This is a genomic window from Enterobacter cloacae complex sp. 342H5 (assembly GCF_050030905.1).
In the GTDB taxonomy this organism is placed as follows: Bacteria; Pseudomonadota; Gammaproteobacteria; order Enterobacterales; family Enterobacteriaceae; genus Enterobacter; species Enterobacter intestinihominis.
This window is the reverse complement of sequence record NZ_JBLGVB010000001.1, coordinates 1,245,642-1,268,767: the sequence shown is the minus strand read 5'-3', so window position 1 is coordinate 1,268,767 and position 23,126 is coordinate 1,245,642. Positions and strand designations below refer to the sequence as shown.

The following is a 23,126-nucleotide window of genomic DNA, read 5'->3' as shown; positions in this document are numbered from 1 at the left end:
CTGAGCAATCCCCTCGCCCCTCCGGGGAGAGGGTTAGGGTGAGGGGAAATTATTTTCGAAATTCCTCTAACCGCCTGACCTGCCGCCCTTGCGCGTCAAAATTCTCCGCTGCCAGCCAGGCCCGCAGAGCCGCATCCTTTTCCGGCCATTCGCCGTCAATAATCGAAAGCATATCGCTGTCGCGGTTGCGTCCTTTGCGCACCAGCTTCTGGCGCAGACGTCCCTCCCAGACGAACCCCAGCCGCTCTGCCGCATTGCGCGAGGCGGTGTTCATCGAATCGCATTTCCACTCCAGCCGACGATATTTATGCTCAAAGGCATTTTTCAGCAGTAGCCACACCGCTTCGGTACCCACGCGGGTGCCTTTCATCTTGCGCGACCAGGTGACGTGGCCAATTTCTACCGATCCCAGAAAGCGTTCAATCGCCATATAGCTCACCAGCCCTACCGCCTTTTCGGTGCGCAGATCGATAACGGCAAAGGGCACCAGGTCGTCATCCAGCACCTTTCCAAGCACCCAGTGCGCAGTAGCCTCAACGCTCACAGGCTGGGTGCTGGCAAGCCACGTCCAGTCGCTGTCATCGCCCAGTGCGTAAGCTTCAAACAGATCCGCCGCGTGGCGTTCTGCGTCCAACGGTTCCAGACGACAATACTGGCCGGTTAGCGGCGTGCGAGTTAGCGCTCGGGCACATTTCCAGTCGGGGACGATATCGTTAACGGTTTGACCATGTTGATTGATTTCGGGCACGGCGGTGACTCCCTGCAAGGTAAGGAGTTTGTTATAGCAGGTTAAAAAGCGGTCGAAAAGGAAGAACGTGCAGGCCGGGTAACGCGTAGCCGCCACCCGGCATAAAATTACTTCAGCAGCTTAACCGTGGCGTCTATGTCGATTTCATCTTCGGTGAAGATCATCGTCGTGTTCTGGAAGGTGGTGATCGCCAGCTTCTTCACCGTGCGCATCTCGCCCGGCTTTTTCTCACTTTTCGGCTTGATGCTGTTCATCAGTAGCCCCACCGACAGCACCGCGTTCTCTTTGTCGATTTTGGTCTCAACGGGCTCTTCTTCGCTGAACACCACGAAGGATTTGATCGAGGTGAGCTTCACGCGCTCGCCCGCGATATAAAGATGCTTGCTCTCCGGGATCACCTTCACCGCATACGCGGAAAGGCCTTTGGTGTTTGTGGTGGGTTCGAAGGTCACCGCCGCATCTTTCTTAATCAGATCAGGGTTGGCGACCTTAATCACGTGAAAATAGCGGTTGTCGCCGTTTTCATCTTTGATAAATCCGAAGCCTTTATCTTTAAACCACGTTGTGATTGTACCGTTCATCGCTGTTACCGCCTGTCAGATCTTAAGACTAAAGTTTTGCAGCGCGCAGTGTAATGCACAATGGCTGAGGAGACAAAAAAAAGCCCCTGCACGGGAGCAGGGGAAAGTTCATGTCAGAGCTTATTAGAATTTAGTTGAACACCATCCCACCATCAATCAGCAGTGACTGACCGGTCATGTAGTCGGAGTCTGGTCCGGCGAGGTAAGAGACGCAGGCGGCCACATCTTCCGGTTCGGACAAACGGCCAAGCGTGATGCGTTTGGCAAAGGTTTCCGTTCCGTAGCCGAGCGGTTTACCCGCCGCCTCGGAGACCTGACGGTCGATCTCCGCCCACATCGGCGTTTTGACGATGCCCGGGCAATAGGCGTTAACGGTGATCCCCAGCGGCGCGAGATCCCGCGCGGCGGTCTGGGTTAAGCCACGCACCGCGAACTTGCTGGAGCTGTACACCGCCAGTTCCGGGTTGCCGGTATGGCCCGCCTGGGAGCAGGCGTTGATGATTTTACCGCCGTGCCCCTCTTTGCGGAACGCGTCAATCGCGGCCTGAATGCCCCAGATCACCCCTTTCACGTTGATGTTGTAAACCTTGTCGACAATTTCCGGCGTGATGGATTCGATAGGGGTAGACGGCGCCACCCCGGCGTTATTGACGATGACGTTGAAGCCGCCCAGCGCAGTGCGGGCTTTTTCCACCGCCGCAAACACCTGGTCGCGGTCAGAGACGTCCACCTTCACGGCGACGGCTTTCCCGCCGTTGCGGGTGATCTCATCCGCGACCGCTTTCGCCGTCTCTTCGTTGTAATCCGCAATAGCGACGGCAAAGCCGTCCTTCACCAGGCGAAGCGCGATCGCTTTGCCAATCCCCTGGCCGGAGCCGGTTACGAGAGCCACTTTTTGCATTTCTCTGTCCTTATATTGATTCACAAAATCTGGCTGAGATGGAGCTGGCCCATCAGCAGCGGGTTATCGCTGTAGTCGACGGGAATGGCCACCACGGCCGGGCCATCGACATCCATTGCGGCACGCAGCGTCGGTTCGAGCGCGTCGGCGCTCTCGACGGCAAAGCCTTTCGCACCGAAGGCGTCGGCATAGGCTTTGAAATCGACCGGGCCAAACTCCACGCCGGAGAGACGCTGGTATTTTTTCTCTTCCTGGATCGCCACCATGTTGTAGGCGTTATCCACCCAGATGATGTGCAGCACGTTGGCATTGAGGCGCACGGCGGTTTCCAGCTCCATGCTCGACTGCAAAAATCCGCCGTCCCCGGAGACCGACACCACCTTGCGCCCCGGGTTGACCAGCCACGCGCCAATCGCCCACGGCAGCGCCACGCCCATGGTCTGCTGACCGTTGGAGATCATCACCTGACGCGCGCGGAAGCTGTAGAGGTAGCGGGCGATCCAGATGTGGAAGCTGCCCATATCGACGGTGAGCGTTACGTCGTTATTCACGATGTCCTGCATGGCGCGCACGATGCGCAGCGGATGCAGGGCAAACTGGTTTAGCGATGCGCCGCGACGGTCGAGGAGGTCACGCTGATGCTGGCGATCGACAAGAATTTCCGAGGCGCGCTGGCTGAGTTCAAGTTTGTGCTCGATTCGGCTGGCAAGCAGATTCAGCGTGGCGGCAATATCCCCGACCAGTTCCAGATCGGGAACATACTTGCGCTCCTCATAGGCGGGCAGCACGTCAATGTGCACCAGCGTCGCGTCGCCGCTGTTCCACATGGACGGCTCGTATTCCACCGGGCTGTAGCCGATGCAGATAATCAGGTCCGCCAGATGCAGCAGCCGGTCGCCCGCCTGGTTGTTAAAGAGGCCGACGCGTCCGGCGAAGCGGGTGAAGTGTTCCTGATTCACCGCCCCGGCGGCCTGATAGGTGCTGGTGACCGGAATACGGCTTCTCTCCAGCAGCTTATGCAGCGCGGCGCTGTTGGCCGGCTGGCTGGCCATCAGGCCGAGTAAAATGACCGGGTTTTTGGCGTTCTCGATAAGCTTCGCCACGTCGTTAATGGCGGACTCCGGTGCCGGGCCCATCAGCGCCGGGCCGCTGGCGGGTAAAATCGCCCCCGTGGTGGGCTGGTCGACAATATCCTGCGGCAGGCTGACAAACGCCCCGCCCGGCCTGCCCTGCTCGGCAGCGCGAAACGCGTTCGACACCACCTCGGCAATCGCGTCCGGGGAGTTCACTTCTACGGCGTATTTGGTCACCGGGCTGAACATGGCGACAGTGTCCATGCTCTGGTGCACCAGCTTGGCTTTATCCGCCCGCTTCACCGCCCCGCCCAGCGCGACGACAGGGTCGCCTTCGCTGTTGGCGGTGGCGATGCCGGTGATCAGATTGGAGCAGCCCGGCCCGGAGGTGACCAGCGCGACTCCGGCCTTGCCGGTTAACCGCCCTACCGCTGCCGCCATAAACGCCGCGTTCGCCTCGTGACGCACCGGGATAATCTCGATGGAGGAGTCCAGGAGGGAGTCAAAGACCTTGTCGATTTTTGCGCCCGGGATCCCGAACACCTGCTTCACACCCTGCGCTTCCAGCTGGCCGACAACCATATCGGCGCCGTGCGCCCACTGACGTGACTGTTTCTCACTGTTCACGGTAGTTCTCCTGTTAGTTTTCGACGGAACGGATAGCCGCATCAAGGTTGCTGGGGTGCAGGTTGGCCTGTAAAAACGCGCTGTCGGCGGGCAGGTCAATCATCAGCTTGTGGATTTCGCCAAAGGTGAGCACGCCGCTCTCCAGCTGATAGTCGAGCAGATGGCCGCCGCCCTGACGGTCGTCGGTGATAAAGTGCTCGTGATAGCCCGCCACGTTGATGCCCTGCATATGCTGCGGCGTGCGGAACCCGACCAGCACCCCTTCGCGCTGGTTAAAGCGGAACACTGGCTGGTCGTCCAGCACGTCGGTCATCGCGCGGTACGGCGGCGTCTGGCGCGGAACGGTGCGGGTATGCGCATGGCGGAAGTTGCCATCGATGCGCAGCGCGCAGAACAGGTTATCGGAGGGGATCTGCTGGTCGATCACGTCGTGGATCTGCTGACGGCTGACCGGACCGTTAAAGGTTTTGCGGTACTGCGGCTGGAACCAGGTCATCACCGCGAACGGCGTTTTTTGCTCCGGCTTAGCGGCGCGGGCGCTGCCGTCGGCGCGCAGCTGGTACACCTGGCTGCTGAAGGCAATCATTTCACCGTCCAGCTCGTTAAAGGTGCCGAGACCAAAATCACCGTGTGCCAGCAGGTCGGCGATCGTCGTCTCCCCTTCGTAGACGCCGCTTAGCAGGGCGCTCATTAGCGATGTCTGATAGATCACGCTGTCAGGATGCTGAGCCGAGAACCCACGCAGGGTCTCGCATAAACTCGCCTCACAGTCGCATGCAGATGAATGCATCATCATGCCCGTCCTCTTCAACTTTATTTATAAAGGTTAAATAAATGTTGACCCGATTCAGCAGAGAGTTCCAATATAGAATCCATGCTGGTTTGAGACGTTTTTGATATGGAACTTCGTTATCTGCGCTATTTTGTCGCGGTTGCACGCGAGCGACACTTCACCAGGGCGGCCAAAGCGCTGGGTATTTCACAGCCTCCACTGAGCCAGCAGATTAAACGGCTTGAGGAGGAAGTGGGCACACCGTTGTTCAGGCGCCTGACGCGGGGCGTGGAGCTGACCGAGGCGGGAGAAGCCTTCTATGAGGACGCCTGTAAGATCCTGGCGCTGAGCGACGCCGCGCTGGAAAAAGCCCGGGGCATCGCGCGCGGGCTGAACGGCAGCCTGTCGATTGGCATCACCAGCTCCGACGCCTTTCATCCCAAAATTTTCGCGCTGATTCGTCAGTTTCAGGTGCAGAACATGGCGGTGCAGGTTCACCAGGTGGAAGCCAATATGTCTTCGCTGACGACAATGCTGGCGGAGGGTGAACTGGATATCGCCTTCGTGCGCCTGCCGTGCGAGAGCAGCAAGGTGTTTGAGTTGAAAATCCTCGACCGGGAGCCGATGGTGGTGGCGCTGCATCGCGACCATCCGCTGGCTGCGTGCGATTCGCTGGCGTTAGAGCAGCTTCGGGAGACACCGGTGGTGCTGTTCCCCCAGGAGGTCGCGCCGGGGCTGTATGACCGCGTTTACGGCAGCTGCGAGCGGGCCGGAGTCGATATGCAACACACGCTGCAATCTTCACAACTTTCCTCTTCCCTGAGCATGGTCTCCGCGGGCGGCGGGTTCGCGCTGGTGCCGAAATCCATGGCCGCTATTTCTCCGCCGAATGTCACCTACCACGCGCTGAGCTCACCGGCGCTTTATACCGATATCGCGCTCTGCTGGCGGCGCTTTGAACGCTCACGGACGGTGAAACGGTTTCTGGCGATGATGAGCGAGGGGGAACGGGAGCAGGGATGAACCTTTTCAGAAACTGCGGACTGTATTGATGCTCAATTTATTGCGAAGCAGTTTTTGAGGCTGAATTTGAAGGGAGTATGGGCAGGCTGCCATATAAAACTCAGTACCATTACCCTTTAAAAATAAATAACCCGCACAAGTGCGGGTTATTTTTTGTCAGTACAGCTTAACTGCTCGGACTATTGTCTTCATCGCTATCGTACGCCACACTGATATTTAGCGCAGGTTACAGTGGAGAAACGTTTCCAGCTGCAGGACCTTTTGCGCCATTCTCAATGGTAAAGGAAACTTTCTGACCTTCATCAAGCGTTTTGAAGTTGTCGCTCTGAATTGCAGAGAAATGTACGAATACATCTTTGCTGCCGTCGTCAGGGGTGATAAAGCCAAAACCTTTATCTGCGTTGAACCATTTTACTAAACCAGTCATTTTATTAGACATAGATAAATCCTTAATTTATGAGCCACTTAAGCGCGGCGATGATGGCCTGTATTTCGAGAGTTACTTATTTGGCACTTAGGAGGAGGCTCACGAAGAAGGAGTATCTACTGATAACACCTGAACTGAGGACTGCTTTACTAAAACTGCTTTCATAAGGTCTGTATTCCAAACCGATGACGCTATTAAGACACAGCGAAATTTATTGCGCAATGATTATTATTATTTATTTTAACCATTTAAACGCCCGGATGGCTGGTCGCGGTGCCAGACATCGTTCTGGCTTGAGGTCTACCATGTACTACAAAATGTCTACGCTTTCACTGTGCCGGGAGTTTGGGGTGTTTTGTTCACAGGCGGGAAAATCCTCCCGCGCCACGCAGACGTTATTAGAAGGGATGCTCAAAATGAAAAGGTCTGCGTAAGACGTAATCGCAGTGCAAACTGTGCCCGGCGGCGCTGCGCTTGCGCGGGCCTACGGGTCGTATCGCGGTGGTTTTGGAGGCCGGGTCGGGCGTAGCCGCCACGCGGCAATCCCCTTCTGGAAGCCGCCTCGCAAACCTGCAAGCAACCTTATGTAATTCAGGGTTATCCCTTTTCATCCCTTCTTCACGGTCGTAAAGTGCCTGCGTTGCGGCACATCCGTAACCGGGCGTAGGAACCCGTTAGCATAACATGACACTTTTCTGCACGACGAGGATGCTAAATGGCTACTACACCTAACTTTTCTTATGCGCTCTCTGAAGAAAGCGCTGTTCATCAGTTCATCAACGCTTCAATTTCCGATTTTGCGAATCTTTTCGAGCTGGCTGATACCTGCGCCGCGTATGTCAGCGTGCTGGTGGAAACTGACGACACAGTGACGTTTACCACGCTCTGCAAGCGATTGCTGGCCGCGCTGAAGCGGCTGCGTGAGTGCTGTGACTCAGAGCTTCCGTCGTATCTGGTTGAGCAATTGATTGCAGGTGAAAAGATTACTTCCTGCGTGCCGGACTGCTGGCAGGAAACGGTGTTGCAGGTGGATTATGCCGTGGCATTAACGCTGGCGGTGATGGGCGGGACACTGCCTGCGAGCGTGGCGAAAGAACTCACCGGGCTACTGCATGATATGGTCTGGTTGCTGGCAGAGATTGTGAAGGAGCCGTATATAACGACGCACTGAGGCGGGTGATGGGAGGCCTGAGTTCTGCTGGGTTAGAAGCAGGATTTCGGCCTTGCGCAAAATGCAATGTAGTTTGTTGAATGCCTGTTAAGAGTGAACAGATGAAGTTAGCTTTCGGGGAACCGAATCGGCATGCCAATGGATTGCTTAAAGATAATGGGTCGTTTAAATGGGAGTGTTACACCTATCTTGGCGAAAGGCTGTACACTGATCACCTCCTATAAATGTTTCTGAGTATTTTATGATTTTGTACAAATATATAGACCACGCATCATTAGATCACTTCTTTAAAGATCGCTATATCTCTATAAAATTCACACCCCATAGCGAGTTTAATGATCCTTTCGAAAGTTATGGATATGCACTTGATGATGAATCAATTGAATCATTAACTATGAGGTATGTGATCAATCAAAACCTTGCCTGCTTATGCCTTTCTAGAAATCCACTCAACGTGTTGATGTGGTCACATTATGCTGACAAGCATCAGGGTTTTGTTGTAGCAATCGACACTGAGAAAGCTGGATACGATGATGAAGAGAACGAATAGAGTCTGTTAACTCATATTCCGTTGACTCACTCTGGAATCCAATTCATTCGTTAACGGGTAATTCATCTTCGTCGAATCGTCCGATAATGATAAAATTTTTTGGATCATGTCTGTCATCCCCTATTCCGATGGTGAATACATCATTTTCTTCATAGCAGTTAATACACGCTGCAATAAGATTTTTAACATTACTCATCAGTTTTCCTTATCTTGAACCGTTTTGCTCCTGACAGATTTTTACCGAAAGCCTAGCATTCATTAATATATTAGTATCGTAAGGGAAGTCGAAGATTGCATCCGCACAAATATTTTTAACATAGCTCCTTTCAAAAGGAAAAGTATATACTTCCGGCATAGCAAAGCGGCTGATGTGCCATCGCCGTGCGATTCACAACACATGAGAACCCTTCGCTCTGATAACGTACCTCGCCAAAGCTGCCGAACTGGCCGCTTCAACGCACATTGCCGCATTCGCCGGTTATCATGAAATCGATTTGCCTCTTCGTACAGCACGAGGTTGAAAAGAGCTGTAGATACAGCGTGATTTTATGATGAATATTGACCTTATCTGGGATCTGTATATTCATCCTTTGGTTAAGCGTGTATTCACTATGTCATGCACATAATGTTCAATCGACATATTGTGCTCCCGATTAACCTGAGAAATGAATGCGCAAAGATGCTCTTGCGATTCATGTAGGGTAGTGGCAATAAGATTATCAAAATCGTTCTGAGTAAATCGTTTATGTCCCTTCAACGTCGAGTGCTGAAGCAGAGTGTGTGCGGTCACTTCCAGGACGGCCCGCCGGTAATCATCGGAAAGCAGGACGTCAAGATCGGTCTGACGAATATCAAACTCAAAATAAAAGCTGACAAATCCCGATTCAACAGGTAATGAATAAATCAGTTTGTCACCTAATTGCTCGACGTAAGGTTCATATCCTTCTCCCATTACTCGCGTAGTCTGCATATAACCTCTCTACTTTCATGTATTAGATTAATTCCACTTGAATAAATATACAGCATTACTCTTTTAAATCTTGCTTAAAATACCTAAAAGTTTATTTTCTTTGCGGGCTAATGGATTTAATAAATCCTGGAGTCTGAGCGTGGTTCAACATCTCTTATACCAAGTTGATTCGTTTTTTCAAAAATTAAATCATAGCAGTGAACAGTCTCTTCCCCCTTTAATAAATGAACCCCTTCAAGGCTCACTCTATATATGCCTTTAGGAACATCAGTGTTAACCCAACCAGTATAATCTTCCCACTCCCAAAACACTGCCATATCAGCAACGTATAAATCACCAGTTACATTAAGATAGAAATATTTATCTGTGAATATAACTTCCCTGTCTTTATTGTCGGGAAATTCATTTAAAAAAAGCCTAACAACATAGCCACCATCATCAAGGCCCATGATAGGTAAGGCAATACCTTCATTAAGAACAAGATCCCCTTTGTCTGTGGTGGTGAATTCCTGGAGAATGTTATCTCCATCCTCTATCTTCCCACCAAATGGGGCCAGTATTCCTGGATAATCGAAAATTACTATCCCGTTAAAATCCACATCAATGTCAATTGTTTTAACCACATCTACCTCCTGATGCCTTACCTGTTTCTTGATTATGAACAACGCAAGCAATTTTGAATCTGCTTCTTTAGGAGTGACATTTTGACTAAGATTCCAGCCGTCGAAGGAAACCTTAAATCGTTTGTTATATGTGAAACGGAATCTAAATTACGGCTAGTCACATTGAATAGATCGTCCGCGGATCCTTGCCACGGCCCTTGATTTTTTCCAGTACCATTTTTAATAGCTCTATATAGTTCTTCATGCATTCCAGCGCTATAAGGATCCGGGAAAAACGTTGGCATATTTTTCATAGTACCAAGATCGGTTGGTCCAATGCTGTTGGCTATGTTTCGTGGCATTAAATGGTATCCCATTCCATTTGGGTTCCATGCCCATGGCATTAACCCTAATAAATTTATCCAGGTAAGTTGGTTGGGAACATTTGAGTATAAGTTTAACCCTCCCTTTAATACTCTCGAAGCCTGCACAATAAACTGACAGTTCTGTGTATAGCAGAAAAGGAAATATGTTATTAATGAAATAATTGGGCACTCCATCATTGCATCAATGAAGCCCCCTGTAAAAAGTAGTGATCAACAAAGCCCCCTCTTACGAGGGTAAGAACCTGTATCACCATGCTTCATCTTCAGGAATTATTTTTCCGATAAAACTTTCAAAATTTGTCTCAAGATAGATCTCCTCCTGATCTTCCAAATCACAAAAATAAACGGCACCATCATTTATCCCTACACAATAGGGGAACCCACCTCCATCAATTGCGAATGGTATAAAATTTTCTGCAAGAATTTTTTTGTTAACTACTAAATCCTTATAGTAATCATCAACAGTTAATATACCTGATCTTTTAGTATGTAATATAGGCAAGAAATATTTTATATCATTCTCGTAGTGTTCGCTTTGATAAACACGACGACCTTCGTCCAGTATGCCACCATTACTTATAAGCCATAAAGATTTTAAGGCATTAGGAAAAGTTACGCCCAGCGAAACTTCGATCTTGCCTAGTTCATCAGCAGATACAGCGGGGGAAGAGTCTATAAGTTTAATCATCATTTCTCTCCTATCGATACAGTCTTGAATAGCAATATGGCTGGCGCATTTTTGCCGAACGCTGTACGTTTTTTTGAAGACTCCTCGCTTTAATATCGGAGTTCATCAGATTTACGATCTTTTTGGCTCTAATAGAATTCCAATGCTCTGCTGATTTAAAAATGAGTCCGTAAGCAGTAATTCTGCACCCTGCTATTAATAGTACGTGATATTACATACTTGAGTATGGATGAAAGTATTCCAAAAATCTTTCCCCTTACTCCAATTCAAATCCCTGACCATATTCCAGAGCTAACCTATCTAATATAGCTTAGAAATTCTCATGCGGATTATCTACTAGACGATCCGTATAATCATTACGTCCTGTTTTTCCATCAAAAAACTTGTATCCTAGCCATAAAAATAATCATAGAATGCATTAAAACCTGCATTACCGATGAGATGCACAATCCTTCTCCGCAACTCATCAATAAAATCATTTTTTACCTCGCCATTATCATCTGCTATATCAAAGATATCGTATTGGCCATATATCAAATCAATAAGCTCAGCTAAAGAAAATATGAACTCAGAGAGACTACCAGCTATCTTAAATGGTTCAATAACATCATAACTTGCATAAACATAGGAACTCCCATCATCGATAACCGCAATTATAGGTTTACCTCCGCCTAAATCATCGCCAATAACAAGATAATTATCTGGTAAGTATTCATACCCACTTTGAGCGTTCGAGAGCTCACTGACAGAATGAATTTTAATTGGCGTGAAGCCTGTTTCAATCTTTAACTTTTCAGGATTATAGTTTTCATATAAAAATTCCAACTCTGTCGAACGAGGTAAGTTGGACGGGAAGGCATTGTCCAGATCATTGACGGTGCTGAAACTCCCTGACAGCGAGTATTTGTTGCAAATGACAATAAGTTGTTTTAATGCTTTTTCAATCTCATTCACAATGGTCTCAGACGCATCCATAAATATAGCCCTCAGTAATAACCAATTAATTTAGAATTACATTCTCAGTATTTACTACCTTCAAACAAGCTAAGTAAATCAATTTTTAATTAATCTCTCGTTCTTTAAATCAAAGCTCTATGAAGTTATCGTTCTCGAGATAAAAATTTAAACCTGATATGAAATCCTCTACAGATGGTTTTTCTCTTTGGACAGAAATATTATGTAATGCATCTATAAATTGCTCTCCATAGAAAAAGAGCTTTAGTGAATTTTCGACAGCAAAATCAGGATATACTTCCTCATCGTCATCACTACTGACAGGGTAGTTATCTAAATAACAAACAAGCTCTTCTTTAGCATATGCTTCATATTCTTTTGTATACACACAAAAATTATCTAATTTATTCCCACCCATAATTTTATATATTAAGCCATCTAACCCATACGCTTTTCTGTATTCTAACCGACTCATACGCACAATCCTTGAGGCTTATCTTTCATACTTTGCAAAGCAAGTAGTTAATGATAAGCTCATATATTCTACTGAACTGTAATTTAAATAATTTTTATAATCCGGGAAAATTATTCCCCGGACCATTTTGGCTAATTCAAATCTTACTCATATTAATAAATAGGATCAGCAAAGTCTATTCCTTTCACGTTATTCTTAGAAAGGAGCTCTTTAAATTCATTTGAAATGATTATACAAGATTTATGCTCACTACATCTTGCCATACTAAAATCTTCAATGATATTTTCTTTGAAGACTATTTTACTAAACTCCCTTGGACCATTAGGTAAATAACTTAATATAGGTTGACTTTCCGAAGCTTCCATATCGATGCATGAAACCTCTCTTAGTATATTAATTATTTTATACCCTTGATATTTGGTTTCATTTACAGATACAGTTGCATCAATAAGTTGAACATCAGTCCGAAAAACATCGTGACAAGAAATTAGTGATGCTAGTCTGGGTGATATGAATAAAGGCCCATCACTATAATAAAAATCATATGCAAGCAGTGCCTTCTCACTCACCTTAGATTTTAATGAAAAAAAACACCCCTCGTTAGTTTCAATTGATGTACATTGAGAAAAAGCACTTCCAGATATGTCAGGGTGCTGGTATTCAAACCAATAACTATTGGGGTAATCTGAAGCAATTCTTAACCAATATATATTTAATACCCTGTGTTTCAAAATATATATTATGAATGCTATATTAATTTAATAGAATTTCTTTAACTCTGACTGTATACATTTTATACTCACTTTACTAAGCGGGGTGAGTATGATACACCCCGCGACTTTATTTAAAGATAATTAACCTCACATTTTCCAATAATATCGAAAACGTGGTCGTATGTGCTTAGCATTAGTCGTTGCAGATCATCTTCTCTTTCAGTTTCGATTAAATCAAAGCTCGACTGTAAATTCCCATCATAAGGATAATCATCTATTTTATATACAGACATCATTTCGATATTACTGAATGAAAACTCAATACGAACATCAGGAGCATCTTTTATACTTGGCTTACAAGAAGATAAACTTAAAGAAGCTTTTACCAAAAAATTAAAGGGGTAAAGTTTTAGCTCGGTGCTAGATACTATTAAAGCATCACGACCGTAAATCAGACCATATTTTGTTTCTATTGCCTTTATATTCATGTCAACTACATCCTCTCGTGCGTATTGACTTACCACCATCACCAGTTGAAAATCTCCGTTCAAGATTTATTTTGGACAACTCTTCTGGAGTCGCCCATCTAGATGGTATTTTATCTACTCCAGCTTCCTTTGCAGCATAAAGACGTCTATTGTCTAAACTAAATACTGCATCTTTATGTGCACCCTGAGATAACAAGCGTTCTTGTACATTCTCAGGTAAATCTCGCATTCTAACTTTTCTTATTGGCTCAATTTCATTTATATATGACGGATCATTCACCAATCTATGTATTAATTCGTTAACATTTCTTCCATCTTCAAAAACAGCATTTATACTATTTTGTGAGAATAGAACAGTTTTAGGGCTTACAGGAGATAGTCCCCACGGATCAATCCACCCCAACGGATTCGGCGCATACTGATAAAGGTTCCACCCACCATTCAGCCCAATCGGATCCTGCACAATAAACCGCCCGACCTGCGGGTCGTAGTAGCGGAACAGGTTATAGTGCAGCCCCGTTTCACCGTCAGCGTACTGCCCGGCATAGCGAAGCGGCTGGTGTGCCATCGCAGTGCGATTCACAAGCCGTGAGAACCCTTCGCTCTGATGGCGCACCTCGCCAAAGCTGCCGTACTGGCCGCTCCAGCGCACCGCGCCGCGCTCGTCTGTGACCTCCAGCGGAGCACCGTTCAGATCGGTACTGAACCAGTAAATCTCACCGCTGCTCTGGTCACGAAGGTGATCCACACGCGCCAGCGGGCTCCAGGCTTCATTCGGGTCGTATACATACGTGCTGCACAGCCCGCTCTCCTGCTGCTCCTGCAGCAGGCGGTAGCCCTGCCACAGGAAGCGGATGTCGGTGGTGCCGTGCGTCGTGGTGACGATTTTGCGCGTGCGGCGGCCCAGCGCGTCGTAGTGATAGCGCGCCTCAAACCGCCCCTCCGGCCCGTTTCCCCGGGCGGACACCAGACGGTTCTCGGCATCATACGCATAATGCTGCTCGTATAGCCCGTTGCGGCGGCTGACCAGGTTGCCCCAGTGGTCGTATTTCATAAACAGCGCCTGCCAGTGCTGCAGGCGGTTATCCGTGACCGGTGCCGCAGCGTTACTGGCGGCGAGGTTATCCGCGGCGTCATAGCTGAACTGCGCGCGGCTGTGCCCCTGTCGGGCCTCGTAGTGCTTCAGCAGGCGCCCTTCGGCGTCGTACCCGTAGTCCACCTCACCGCGCAGGGTGTCGCTGACGCCGGAAAGCTCACCGCGCGCGGTGTAGCGGTACAGGCGTTCCAGTAGCGCCTGCTCCGGCAGGGTCACGTCCGTGCTCAATTCGCTGCACTGCAGGGTGCGTCTGCCGAGGCTGTCATACTGGCGGAACTGCTCGCGCGCGCCCTGGGTGCGGCGCACTTCCCGGTGCAGGCGGTCGCGGGTGAACTCGGTCACCAGCTGCTGCCCGAAGCGGATGGCGCTGACGTGGCCGGAGCCGTAGTGCAGCCAGGCCAGCTTTTGCTCGCCGGGCAGCGTCAGGCCGGTCAGGTTGCTCAGGGCATCCCATTCGTAGCCCACCGCGCCGTTAATGCCGGACTCGCTCAGCACGCGTCCGGCGGCGTCGTGGCGGTAAGCGATCTCATCACTTTCGATACCCAGGGCAACGCCTTCGGCCGTCGGCGTGCGGCGGATGCGGGTAATCTGGCCGCTCAGGTCGCGGAAGTAGCGGTACTCCGCGTGGCGCTGAGTGCGCCCGATCAGCAGCCCGCTGTCGTCATAGCTGAACTGCTGGACGCGACGGGCGATGCCGCCGTCGGCGGCAGGCCGTCCGTTTTCTTCGAGCGCGCAGAGAAACCCTCGCGCGTCCCATTCCATATGGCGCACGGTCTCGTCCGGGCGCGTTTCGCTGAGCGGGCGGCCCACGGCGTCGTAGGTGAAGCGGTATTCCGCCCCGTTGCCGTTATCGAGTCGCAGCAGGTTACCGCGCGGGTCGTAGCGCCACTGGCGCACGCGACCAATACGGTCGGTAAGGCTGACCGGGAGGCCGAGCGCGTTATAGGCCCAGCTCACCTCGCTTTCCAGCGGGTCGCGCCAGCCCGTGAGCTGGCCGCGTTCGTTCCACACCAGCGACTCGCGGCTACCGTCCGGATGGATCACGGCGCTGAGCAGCCCGGCACGGCTCCACTCCCGCCGCGTGATATTCCCTTCTGCATCTTCGCTGGCAATCAGCTGCCCGAAACGGTCGTAGGTGAAGCGGGTGACGCTGCCGGAGCAGTCGGTGCGCTGCGTCAGCAGCCCCTGGTGGTTCCAGGCCAGGCGCACCACGCCGCCGATGGCGTCGGTGATGCTCTCCGGGAGGAATTCTTCATCATCGGGATAGCGATACGCGGTGGTGCTACCGGCCGGATCCGTCTCCGACAGCAGGCGACCGCGAAGGTCGTACATGGCCTGCGATGAGGTACCGTCCGGGTAAACCGTGCGGGTGATGCGGTCGGTCAGGCGATGCCAGTGATACTCCGTACGGCGGCCCGCCGGGTCCGTCTCGCTGGTCATGCGGCCGTATTTGTCCCACGTGCTGCGGCGCATCGCCCCGCCCGGCAGAATGACGTGGCAGAGCTCGCCGTCGCGGTAGACAAACGTCGTCTGGCGACCGTCGTAATCCGTGAAGCGCGCGACGTTGTCGTCGTCATCCACCAGCCAGTGCGCCTGCGCGCCGTCTTCGCGGGTCGCGCGGCGGGTGCCGTTCTCAAAATCGTATTCGAACGTCAGCCGTTCGCCGCCGCTATGGCGGAAGCCGACCACGCGCGGCAGGCCGTCAATCTCCCGCCAGCGGTATTCGCTCAGCAGGCCGTTGGCGTCCTCATGAGCGCTCATCAGCCCGTCCTGCCAGCTGAAGCGTCGGCGCACGCTACCGCCCCGGCCGGTCACGGAGACCAGCTGGCGCTGTTCATCATAAGCGTAACTGACCAGGCAGATCTCGTCATCCAGCCAGGCGCCAACGAGCCTGTCGCGGTCGTAGCGGCAGACCACGCGCTGGCCCGCACAGTCGGTCAGGGCATGCAGGGTATTATCCGCATTCCACTCAAAGAGGATATCGTTGCCGCAGGGTTCGGAGAGGCGCAGGAGCAGCGACGGGGCATCATCCCGCAGCGGCGCATAGTGCCAGCGCTCGCCGCTGACGTCATACACCGACCAGCTGTCGTCCTGGTGATGTTCAAGCCAATTTTTTTCGCTTTCGCAGTAGGAGCGCATCCCTTTCGGGACCTTCGGGAAGGCGACGTAATCGCCGGACGGTGCGCGCCACACCAGGCCGTCCTGATAAGGCTCCAGGCGGCTTTCCCAGAACAGGCTCCATCCGCGGCCCAACACGCTGTCGCCGGGATTGCCGCTGCGCCAGTAGCGCTGCCAGCGCACCGGAAGACGGGAAGGCAGGACGAAGTCCAGCTCATCATCCCCGCTGAGAAACTTCTGTCCGCTGACGATATCCACCGGGCGGGCGATGATCCCCGCGGCCGCCACGCCGGTCATCAGCGTGCCGGCGCGACAGGCGATACGGGCCAGCTTGTTGATGCCGGGGATTTTGCCCAGCAGCTTAGAGAGCGCTCCGACTTTGCCAGCGGCACCGCCCCACCCGCCGAGCAGACCGGCAAACAGCAGGGTAAGATCGGAGACCTTGTAGAGCCACTCGGGCACTTCAGACTGAATGGGGAGGGTTTGCTGCGGGTCGCCGCCGATAATGACGTTGTCTGAACCGGTCATCACCTTCGCGTCGCAGGTGGTGCGATCCCCGATGCGTGACGCTGGCTGGCTGTTAATGGAGACACGCTTAGAGCCTTCGGCCATCTGCTGCGAGCCGTCGTCAGAACAGTCGACGGTGCTATCGGTGGCAAGCGCGGCGGGTTTACCGTTGATAAACACGTTGGGCGAGCCGGAGGTGATGACGCCTTTCTTCGTCATGCTGGATGCCCCGGCGTCGGCGATGCTGTCCCTGGCGGCAGTCGCCAGCTCCCCGGTGTAATACCCCACGGCCAGACTGGCGCCGACAAGCAGGACGCCCACGCCAAGACAGGATGCGCCGAGACCGGCAATAAACATGGCCCCCGCCAGAATGCCCCCGGCTGCGGCAATCAGGCCACCGACAATCGTTCCGGCAATCATCCCGGCCAGCGCACCGGAGTGGCCGATATCATCACCAACGCGTGCTGCTTCAAACATAACAACGGTCCCTGAAGTTAATGGTGGAAGCGGAAGCTCCTGAGAAGATCGCCAAACAGCGCGCCGTCGGCATCGCCCGGCGCGCGGGTGCAGGTCATAGTGAACACCAGGATTTTATCGCCGTCGACGTTAAACACGGCCTGCTGCTGCCAGATGCGTTTCCCGTCGCGCAGGTAGCTGGCATGGACGGTTTCACCCTGTAAAAGGCTGTCGCCCAGCGTAGCGGTGCTGCGCTCACCCTGCTTCCAGCCCTTGATGTGCTTTGCCATCAGGGCGAGCTGGCGATCGATATACGCGGCAAGCGCTTCGCCGGGGTTGAGGGCATCGCGGGAAATGTTGAACGCGGGCGCATCCGCTGCAGGCGGCGCGAAGACATTGACGGTACGGTCCTGATAGCCCTCAGGAAAAGCAATCATTCCTTCATTAAACAGGCACTGCGAAGATGGTTCTGACATTGAGCGGGTCCCACCACATTTTTTCAGAAGCGGTAAGTTTCGCATATGTGTTTAAGGCTGACTATCCCCAGATTATTGCTCCACCGTCACGCTCGCCGAACGGAAAAACAGCGGCCGTTAGCCCGGCCCCTCGCTCCCCGCCGCCAGCAGCGGTACCACCACGTCGCTGATGGGCACCGCAATACCATGCCTGCGGCCATAGCGCTGGATCACGCCGTTGCGGATATCCCACTCCATCGGACGATCGTCCTGACGGTCGGCAAGGATCGACGTGCCTAAATCCTCGGGCGCACGCTGGAAGTTCGCCAGAATCTCCTGGGCCACCGCATCGTCCAGCTTCGCCCCTTCGGCGCGGGCGACGGCAAGCCCCTCGCGCAGGTAGGCCAGGGCCAGCTCGCTGATATCCTCGCGTCTGAACATCCCGGCGCGGCGGTTGGCCAGCACCATCAGCCCGGCGACCGCGTTTTGCAGCAGCTTGCGCCAGGCGACGGTGGTGAAATCTGTCGAGAGCTCAACATCACAGCGCGTCCCGCGAAGCGCCTCGACCACCCGCTGCGCCTGCGGCACATCCGGTAGTGTCAGACGCGGTTTTGCCCGCAGCCAGACGGAGGCGTCCGGCTCGCGCTGCGCCGGGAACCAGACCACCGACGGCAGCACCGTTGCGCCGTTGACCAAAGGCGCAAGCTGGGCTTTCTGCTCCACGCCGTTTTGCAGCGCGCAGACCACGGTGTTTTCATCGCACAGGGCGCGCAGCCACCCGGCGCTGTCGGCATTTTGCGTCGTTTTTACCGCCACAAAAACGAGGTCTACGGGGCGCGTAATGACGGTGGGATCGGTGAGTACCGGACCGGGCACCACAGTTTCATCCTCATCGTGACGCAGGCGTAATACCGGATGCGCGGTGCGACCGCACAGCAGCGGCGTACGGCCCGCGTCATGCAGCACCGCGGCAATGGTGGTGCCAATCGCACCGGGACCAATCAGCGCAATGGTTGGATAGTCAGACATGGGTCACTCCCCTTTTGCTAAGCCTGCTATCAGTTATACCACCCTGAAAAGAGCGCGCCACGCCCATTGTCTATACTCAACACATAACAGACAACGGAGTGCGCCATGCCCTTACCCGATTTCAAGTCCTCTGAACCTTATACCCTCGGCATTGAGCTCGAACTCCAGGTGGTTAACCCGCCGGGTTACGATCTGAGCCAGGACTCCTCTGCCCTCATCGCCGCCGTCAAAGACGACATCAAAGGGGGCGAAGTCAAACACGACATCACCGAAAGCATGCTCGAAATCGCCACCGGCGTATGCCAGACCATCGACCAGGCGGCGGCGCAGTTCTCCGTGATGCAGCAGAGCATCCTGCGGGCGGCGTCGGAGCAGCACATCCAGATCTGTGGCGGCGGCACGCACCCGTTCCAGAAATGGCAGCGGCAGGAGGTGTGTGACGACGAGCGCTATAACGTCACGCTGGAGCGCTTTGGCTATCTGATTTTGCAGGCGACGGTGTTCGGCCAGCACGTGCACGTGGGATGCCGAAACGGGGACGACGCGATTTACCTGCTGCACGGCCTGTCGCGCTTCGTGCCGCACTTTATCGCCCTCGCCGCGTCGTCGCCTTATATGCAGGGCACGGACACCAAGTTTTCCTCGTCGCGGCTCAACATATTTTCCGGGTTCCCGGATAACGGCCAGATGCCGTGGGTCAACAGCTGGCAGGAGTTCGAGGGGCTGTTCCGCCGCCTGAGTTCCACCAGCATGATCGACAGCATTAAGGATCTGCACTGGGACATCCGCCCCAGCCCGCACTTTGGCACCGTAGAGGTGCGGGTGATGGATACGCCGCTGACGCTCGGTCACGCCATTAACATCGCCGGGCTTATTCAGGCGACGTCGCACTGGCTGCTGACTGCGCGGCCCTATAAGCATCAGGAACGGGATTTTCTGCTGTACCGTTTTAACCGTTTTCAGGCCTGTCGCTACGGGCTGGAAGGCATTCTGACGGACGTGCATACCGGCGAGCACAAAACCGTGGCGGAGGATATCGCCTGGCTGCTGGAGCAGGTTGCACCGTCGGCCGAGAAACTCGGCGCGACGAGCGCCATCAAGGAAATTGCCCTGCTGTTAAAGCAGGGCAAGAGCGAGGCGCAGCGCATGCGGGACTTTATCGCCGATGGCGGCTCGCTGATTTCTCTGGTGCAGAAGCACTGTGAGCTGTGGGCGACGAGTCCGTAAGGCCGTGCCCCCACTCGCGAAGGCGCTGGAACAGCACGAACAGCGCCGGGATGAACACTATCCCCACCACGGTGGCTACCAGCATGCCGCTGAACACCGTGGTGCCAATGATACGGCGGCTCTGGGCACCGGCTCCGGTCGCCAGCATCATCGGCAATACGCCGATGATGAACGACACGGCGGTCATCATTACCGCGCGGAAGCGGCGTGATGCCCCTTCCCGCGCGGCATCGACAATCGCCATTCCGTCCATACGACGGGCGCGGGCAAACTCCACAATAAGAATTGCGTTCTTGGCGGCGAGGGCTATCAATAGCACCAGACCAATCTGCACGTACACGTCGTTGGCATAGCCTGCCAGCCACAGCCAGACCAGCGCTCCGCCGATGGCGAACAGCACCGAGAGCATCACGCTCGCCGGCAGCGTCCAGCTCTCATACTGGGCGACGAGGAACAGCCACGCCATCACCACCGCCGCCAGCACAATCCATATCGCCTGATTCCCGGTCTGCTGCTCCTGATACGACATGCCGCTCCAGGCGTAGTCGTACCCGGCTGGCAGGTTTTCCGCCAGAATCTCGCCCATCGCCGCCATTGCGGTGCTGCTGCTCACCCCTTCCGCTGCCGAGCCGCTCACCGATACCGACGGGAACTGGTTGTACTGCTGAATAAATGGCGCGCCGACGGTCGGCGTGATGGTGACGAGGTTGCTCAGACGCACCCGCTCGCCTCTGTTGCTGCGCACGAACAGCTCGCTGATTTGCTCTGCGCGCTCGCGCCACTGCATCTCGTTCTGCATCACCACGTGGTAGACGCGGTTGTTGACGCTGAAATCCCCGGCGCGCGTGCCGCCAAAGGCGGTTTGCAGGCTGCTGAAGATGCGCGACACCGGCACGTCGAGGCGGGCCGCGCGCTCACGGTCAACGGTGAGCGTCATCTGCGGCACGTTGCTGCTCCAGGTGGTGAACACGCGGCTCAGCTGCGGATGCTGGTTGGCTTTCGCCAGCACCTCGCGAGTTACGCGCTCCAGCTCCGCCGGGCTTTGCCCCGCCTGTGCCTGAATGCGCAGATCGAAGCCGGAGGCGTTGCCCAGCCCCGGCAGCGTCGGCGGTGCAAAGGTCATGATGGTGGCTTCCGGCAGGGCCAGCAGCTGGCGCTGAAGGGTGCCCATCACCTCATCCAGCGGCGGACGCTCGCTCCAGTCTTTGAGCATGATGGAGATAAACCCGCCGTTCGATGCGCTGGTGCCGTTGAGGATGTTAAACCCGGAGACCTGAATCACGTCTTCCACCGCCGGGTTTTTAGCGATCAGCTCGCGCGCGGTGGTCATCACCGCTTCGGTGCACTCCAGCGAGGCTGCCTCCGGCAGCTGGACGCTGGCAAAGAAGTAGCCCTGATCCTCCTGGGGCAGGAAGCCCTTTGGCATCGACATAAAGCTGAATACCACCACCGCCGCCGCGCCTGCGGTGGCCAGCAGCGCCAGCCACGGACGGAGGTTGAACACGCTCACGATCCGGGTGTAAAGCGTGCGCGTGGCGTCCAGCCCGCGGTTGAACCCACGGAAAACGGCGGCGGGCTGTGCCGGACGCGGGCGCAGCAGCATCGCGCAGAGCGCGGGCGTCAGGGTCAGCGCCACGAGGCTTGAGAGCGTGACGGCGGTCGAGAGCGTCACCGCGAACTGGCGGTACAGCTCGCCCACGATCCCCGGCAGGAGCGCCACCGGTACAAACACCGCCAGCAGCACCAGCGTGGTGGCAATCACCGGCCCGGCAATCTGACGCAGCGCCAGCGCGGTCGCCGCCGTGCGGCTCTGCCCTTCCGCCATCAGCGTTTCGACACTCTCCACTACCACGATGGCGTCATCCACCACCATGGTCAGCGCCAGAATGATGGCGAACAGACTGAGCGTGTTCGCGGAGTAGCCGAGCGCGTAGAGCACCGCAAAGGTGCCCACCAGCGACACCGGAATGGCAAGGGCGACAATCAGCGTCGCGCGCCAGCTTTGCAGGAACAGGGACACCACGACCACCACCGCCAGCATCGTCAGCGCCAGCGAGACGCCAATCTCTTTGATGGTAGCGGCCACAAACGAGGTGGTGTCGAATTTGACTTCATAGACCAGATCGTCCGGGAAGCGCGTGGATAACCATTCCAGCTCCGCGCGCACCGCATCGGCCACGCGCAGGGCGTTAGCGGACGGCGTCGGGTAGATGCCAAGGTAGGCGGAGTCATGCCCGTTCAGCTGCGCGCCCGAGCTGTAGCTACGCGAGCCAAGCTCAATGGTGGCGACGTCCTTCAGGCGCACCAGCTGCCCCATCTCCCCGGCGCGGATAATGATATTGGCAAAGTCGTCGGCCTGGTTTAAGCGCCCCAGCCCGTTAATGGTCAGCGTCTGCTGCTGGCCGTTAAACACCGGCGGCGTGCCGACCTGGCCCGCCGCCCCCTGCACGTTCTGCTCGCGCAGCGCCTGCGCCACGTCATCGCTGGTCACGTTCAGGGCGTTCATGCGGTCCGGACGCAGCCAGATGCGCATGCTGTAGTCCCGTGCGCCAAACATCTGTACCTGCCCGACGCCCGGCAGACGCGACAGCGCCTCGCGCACCTGGGTGCTGGCGTAGTTGCTGACGAACAGCGGCGTGTGGGTGTTGTTCGGTGAGTAAAGGCTTACCCCCATCATCAGGTTGGTGGCGCGCTTGCGCACCTGCACGCCGTTTTGCTGCGCCTCGGTCGGCAGCTGCGCCACGGCCTGCGCCACGCGGTTCTGCACGTCGATGGCGGCGAGATCCGGATCGGTGCCCGCCGCAAAGGTGATGTTCAGGCTGTAAGAGCCCTCATCCGAACTGGTGGACTCCATATAGAGCATATGATCCACCCCGTTCAGCTGCGTCTCCAGCGGCGTGGCGATGGCCTCCGCCACGTCAGCCGAGCTGGCGCCCGGCCATGACGCTGACACATTCACGACCGGCGGTGTGATCTGCGGGTACTGCTCCACCGGAATAATCCTCAGCGCGATGGCCCCCAGCAGGGTGATGACCAGCGCAATCACCATCGCAAAGCGCGGGCGTTTGATGAAAAACGTCAGCATGATG

General features: G+C 54.4%; 22 protein-coding genes. 4 read left to right on the top strand and 18 right to left on the bottom strand.

Annotation, left to right across the window (positions count from 1 at the left end):
- Positions 1-49: 49 nt before the first annotated feature.
- The 5 genes from ACQG03_RS06130 to budA all read right to left on the bottom strand — a co-directional run bounded on the left by ACQG03_RS06130 (position 50) and on the right by budA (position 4,723).
- Positions 50-748, bottom strand: a complete 699-nt coding sequence (locus ACQG03_RS06130; protein ID WP_063163478.1) for a GNAT family N-acetyltransferase — start codon at positions 746-748, stop codon at positions 50-52.
- Positions 749-855: 107 nt separating this feature from the next.
- Positions 856-1,329: a cold-shock protein gene (locus ACQG03_RS06125; protein ID WP_022647360.1), complete on the bottom strand. Its 474-nt coding sequence runs from the start codon at positions 1,327-1,329 to the stop codon at positions 856-858.
- A gap of 130 nt (positions 1,330-1,459) precedes the next feature.
- Entirely contained in the window at positions 1,460-2,230 is a 771-nt protein-coding gene (locus ACQG03_RS06120; protein ID WP_022647359.1) for a (S)-acetoin forming diacetyl reductase, read from the bottom strand.
- Positions 2,231-2,250: 20 nt separating this feature from the next.
- Entirely contained in the window at positions 2,251-3,972 is a 1,722-nt protein-coding gene (gene alsS, locus ACQG03_RS06115; protein WP_400168999.1) for an acetolactate synthase AlsS, read from the bottom strand.
- A complete protein-coding gene (gene budA, locus ACQG03_RS06110; RefSeq protein WP_139153954.1) occupies positions 3,944-4,723 on the bottom strand; it encodes an acetolactate decarboxylase in 780 nt (259 codons plus the stop codon). Before budA ends, alsS begins: the two co-directional genes overlap by 29 nt.
- Before the next feature lie 105 nt (positions 4,724-4,828).
- Here budA and ACQG03_RS06105 point away from each other — a divergent pair, with 105 nt between their 5' ends.
- A complete protein-coding gene (locus ACQG03_RS06105; protein ID WP_063163431.1) occupies positions 4,829-5,725 on the top strand; it encodes a LysR family transcriptional regulator in 897 nt (298 codons plus the stop codon).
- Positions 5,726-5,951: 226 nt separating this feature from the next.
- On the opposite strand, the gene cspE is transcribed toward ACQG03_RS06105, so the two are convergent.
- Complete coding sequence (gene cspE, locus ACQG03_RS06100) at positions 5,952-6,164, bottom strand: transcription antiterminator/RNA stability regulator CspE (protein WP_022647355.1); 213 nt, start codon at positions 6,162-6,164, stop codon at positions 5,952-5,954.
- A 703-nt stretch (positions 6,165-6,867) separates the two neighbouring features.
- Here cspE and ACQG03_RS06095 point away from each other — a divergent pair.
- Positions 6,868-7,323 carry a hypothetical protein gene (locus tag ACQG03_RS06095; RefSeq protein WP_046620442.1) on the top strand — a complete coding sequence of 152 codons (456 nt, stop codon included), beginning with the start codon at positions 6,868-6,870 and terminating at the stop codon, positions 7,321-7,323.
- A 241-nt stretch (positions 7,324-7,564) separates the two neighbouring features.
- Positions 7,565-7,873: a hypothetical protein gene (locus tag ACQG03_RS06090; RefSeq protein ID WP_426726104.1), complete on the top strand. Its 309-nt coding sequence runs from the start codon at positions 7,565-7,567 to the stop codon at positions 7,871-7,873.
- A gap of 43 nt (positions 7,874-7,916) precedes the next feature.
- Here ACQG03_RS06090 and ACQG03_RS06085 read toward each other — a convergent pair whose 3' ends face one another.
- The 11 genes from ACQG03_RS06085 to ACQG03_RS06035 form a co-directional block, all read right to left on the bottom strand.
- Positions 7,917-8,069 carry a hypothetical protein gene (locus ACQG03_RS06085; RefSeq protein WP_159426975.1) on the bottom strand — a complete coding sequence of 51 codons (153 nt, stop codon included), beginning with the start codon at positions 8,067-8,069 and terminating at the stop codon, positions 7,917-7,919.
- A gap of 387 nt (positions 8,070-8,456) precedes the next feature.
- Complete coding sequence (locus ACQG03_RS06080) at positions 8,457-8,843, bottom strand: hypothetical protein (protein WP_058677243.1); 387 nt, start codon at positions 8,841-8,843, stop codon at positions 8,457-8,459.
- Between the two features lie 116 nt (positions 8,844-8,959).
- Positions 8,960-9,466 (bottom strand): hypothetical protein, encoded by a 507-nt coding sequence (locus ACQG03_RS06075; protein WP_063163479.1) that lies wholly within the window; start codon positions 9,464-9,466, stop codon positions 8,960-8,962.
- A 612-nt stretch (positions 9,467-10,078) separates the two neighbouring features.
- Entirely contained in the window at positions 10,079-10,522 is a 444-nt protein-coding gene (locus tag ACQG03_RS06070) for an SMI1/KNR4 family protein (protein WP_058677242.1), read from the bottom strand.
- Between the two features lie 387 nt (positions 10,523-10,909).
- Positions 10,910-11,494: a hypothetical protein gene (locus ACQG03_RS06065; RefSeq protein WP_063163433.1), complete on the bottom strand. Its 585-nt coding sequence runs from the start codon at positions 11,492-11,494 to the stop codon at positions 10,910-10,912.
- Positions 11,495-11,603: 109 nt separating this feature from the next.
- On the bottom strand, positions 11,604-11,948 hold the full coding sequence (locus tag ACQG03_RS06060) for a DUF7716 domain-containing protein (protein WP_063163434.1): 345 nt from the start codon (positions 11,946-11,948) through the stop codon (positions 11,604-11,606).
- Between the two features lie 152 nt (positions 11,949-12,100).
- Entirely contained in the window at positions 12,101-12,679 is a 579-nt protein-coding gene (locus ACQG03_RS06055; RefSeq protein WP_139153952.1) for an imm11 family protein, read from the bottom strand.
- A 113-nt stretch (positions 12,680-12,792) separates the two neighbouring features.
- Complete coding sequence (locus ACQG03_RS06050) at positions 12,793-13,149, bottom strand: hypothetical protein (protein ID WP_426726103.1); 357 nt, start codon at positions 13,147-13,149, stop codon at positions 12,793-12,795.
- 1 nt (position 13,150) lies between these two features.
- On the bottom strand, positions 13,151-17,347 hold the full coding sequence (locus ACQG03_RS06045; RefSeq protein WP_237765598.1) for an RHS repeat-associated core domain-containing protein: 4,197 nt from the start codon (positions 17,345-17,347) through the stop codon (positions 13,151-13,153).
- 17 nt (positions 17,348-17,364) lie between these two features.
- Positions 17,365-17,802, bottom strand: coding sequence for a DcrB-related protein (locus tag ACQG03_RS06040; protein ID WP_023299516.1), 438 nt, complete (start codon positions 17,800-17,802; stop codon positions 17,365-17,367).
- A 117-nt stretch (positions 17,803-17,919) separates the two neighbouring features.
- The gene (locus tag ACQG03_RS06035; protein WP_063163435.1) at positions 17,920-18,810 is read right to left on the bottom strand and encodes an oxidoreductase; all 891 of its coding nucleotides are present in this window, start codon (positions 18,808-18,810) and stop codon (positions 17,920-17,922) included.
- Between the two features lie 105 nt (positions 18,811-18,915).
- Here ACQG03_RS06035 and ACQG03_RS06030 point away from each other — a divergent pair, with 105 nt between their 5' ends.
- A complete protein-coding gene (locus tag ACQG03_RS06030) occupies positions 18,916-20,037 on the top strand; it encodes a YbdK family carboxylate-amine ligase (RefSeq protein ID WP_022647338.1) in 1,122 nt (373 codons plus the stop codon).
- Here the strand turns inward: ACQG03_RS06030 and ACQG03_RS06025 are convergent.
- Positions 19,967-23,122, bottom strand: a complete 3,156-nt coding sequence (locus ACQG03_RS06025) for an efflux RND transporter permease subunit (protein WP_426726102.1) — start codon at positions 23,120-23,122, stop codon at positions 19,967-19,969. The genes ACQG03_RS06030 and ACQG03_RS06025 overlap by 71 nt on opposite strands.
- Positions 23,123-23,126: the final 4 nt, after the last annotated feature.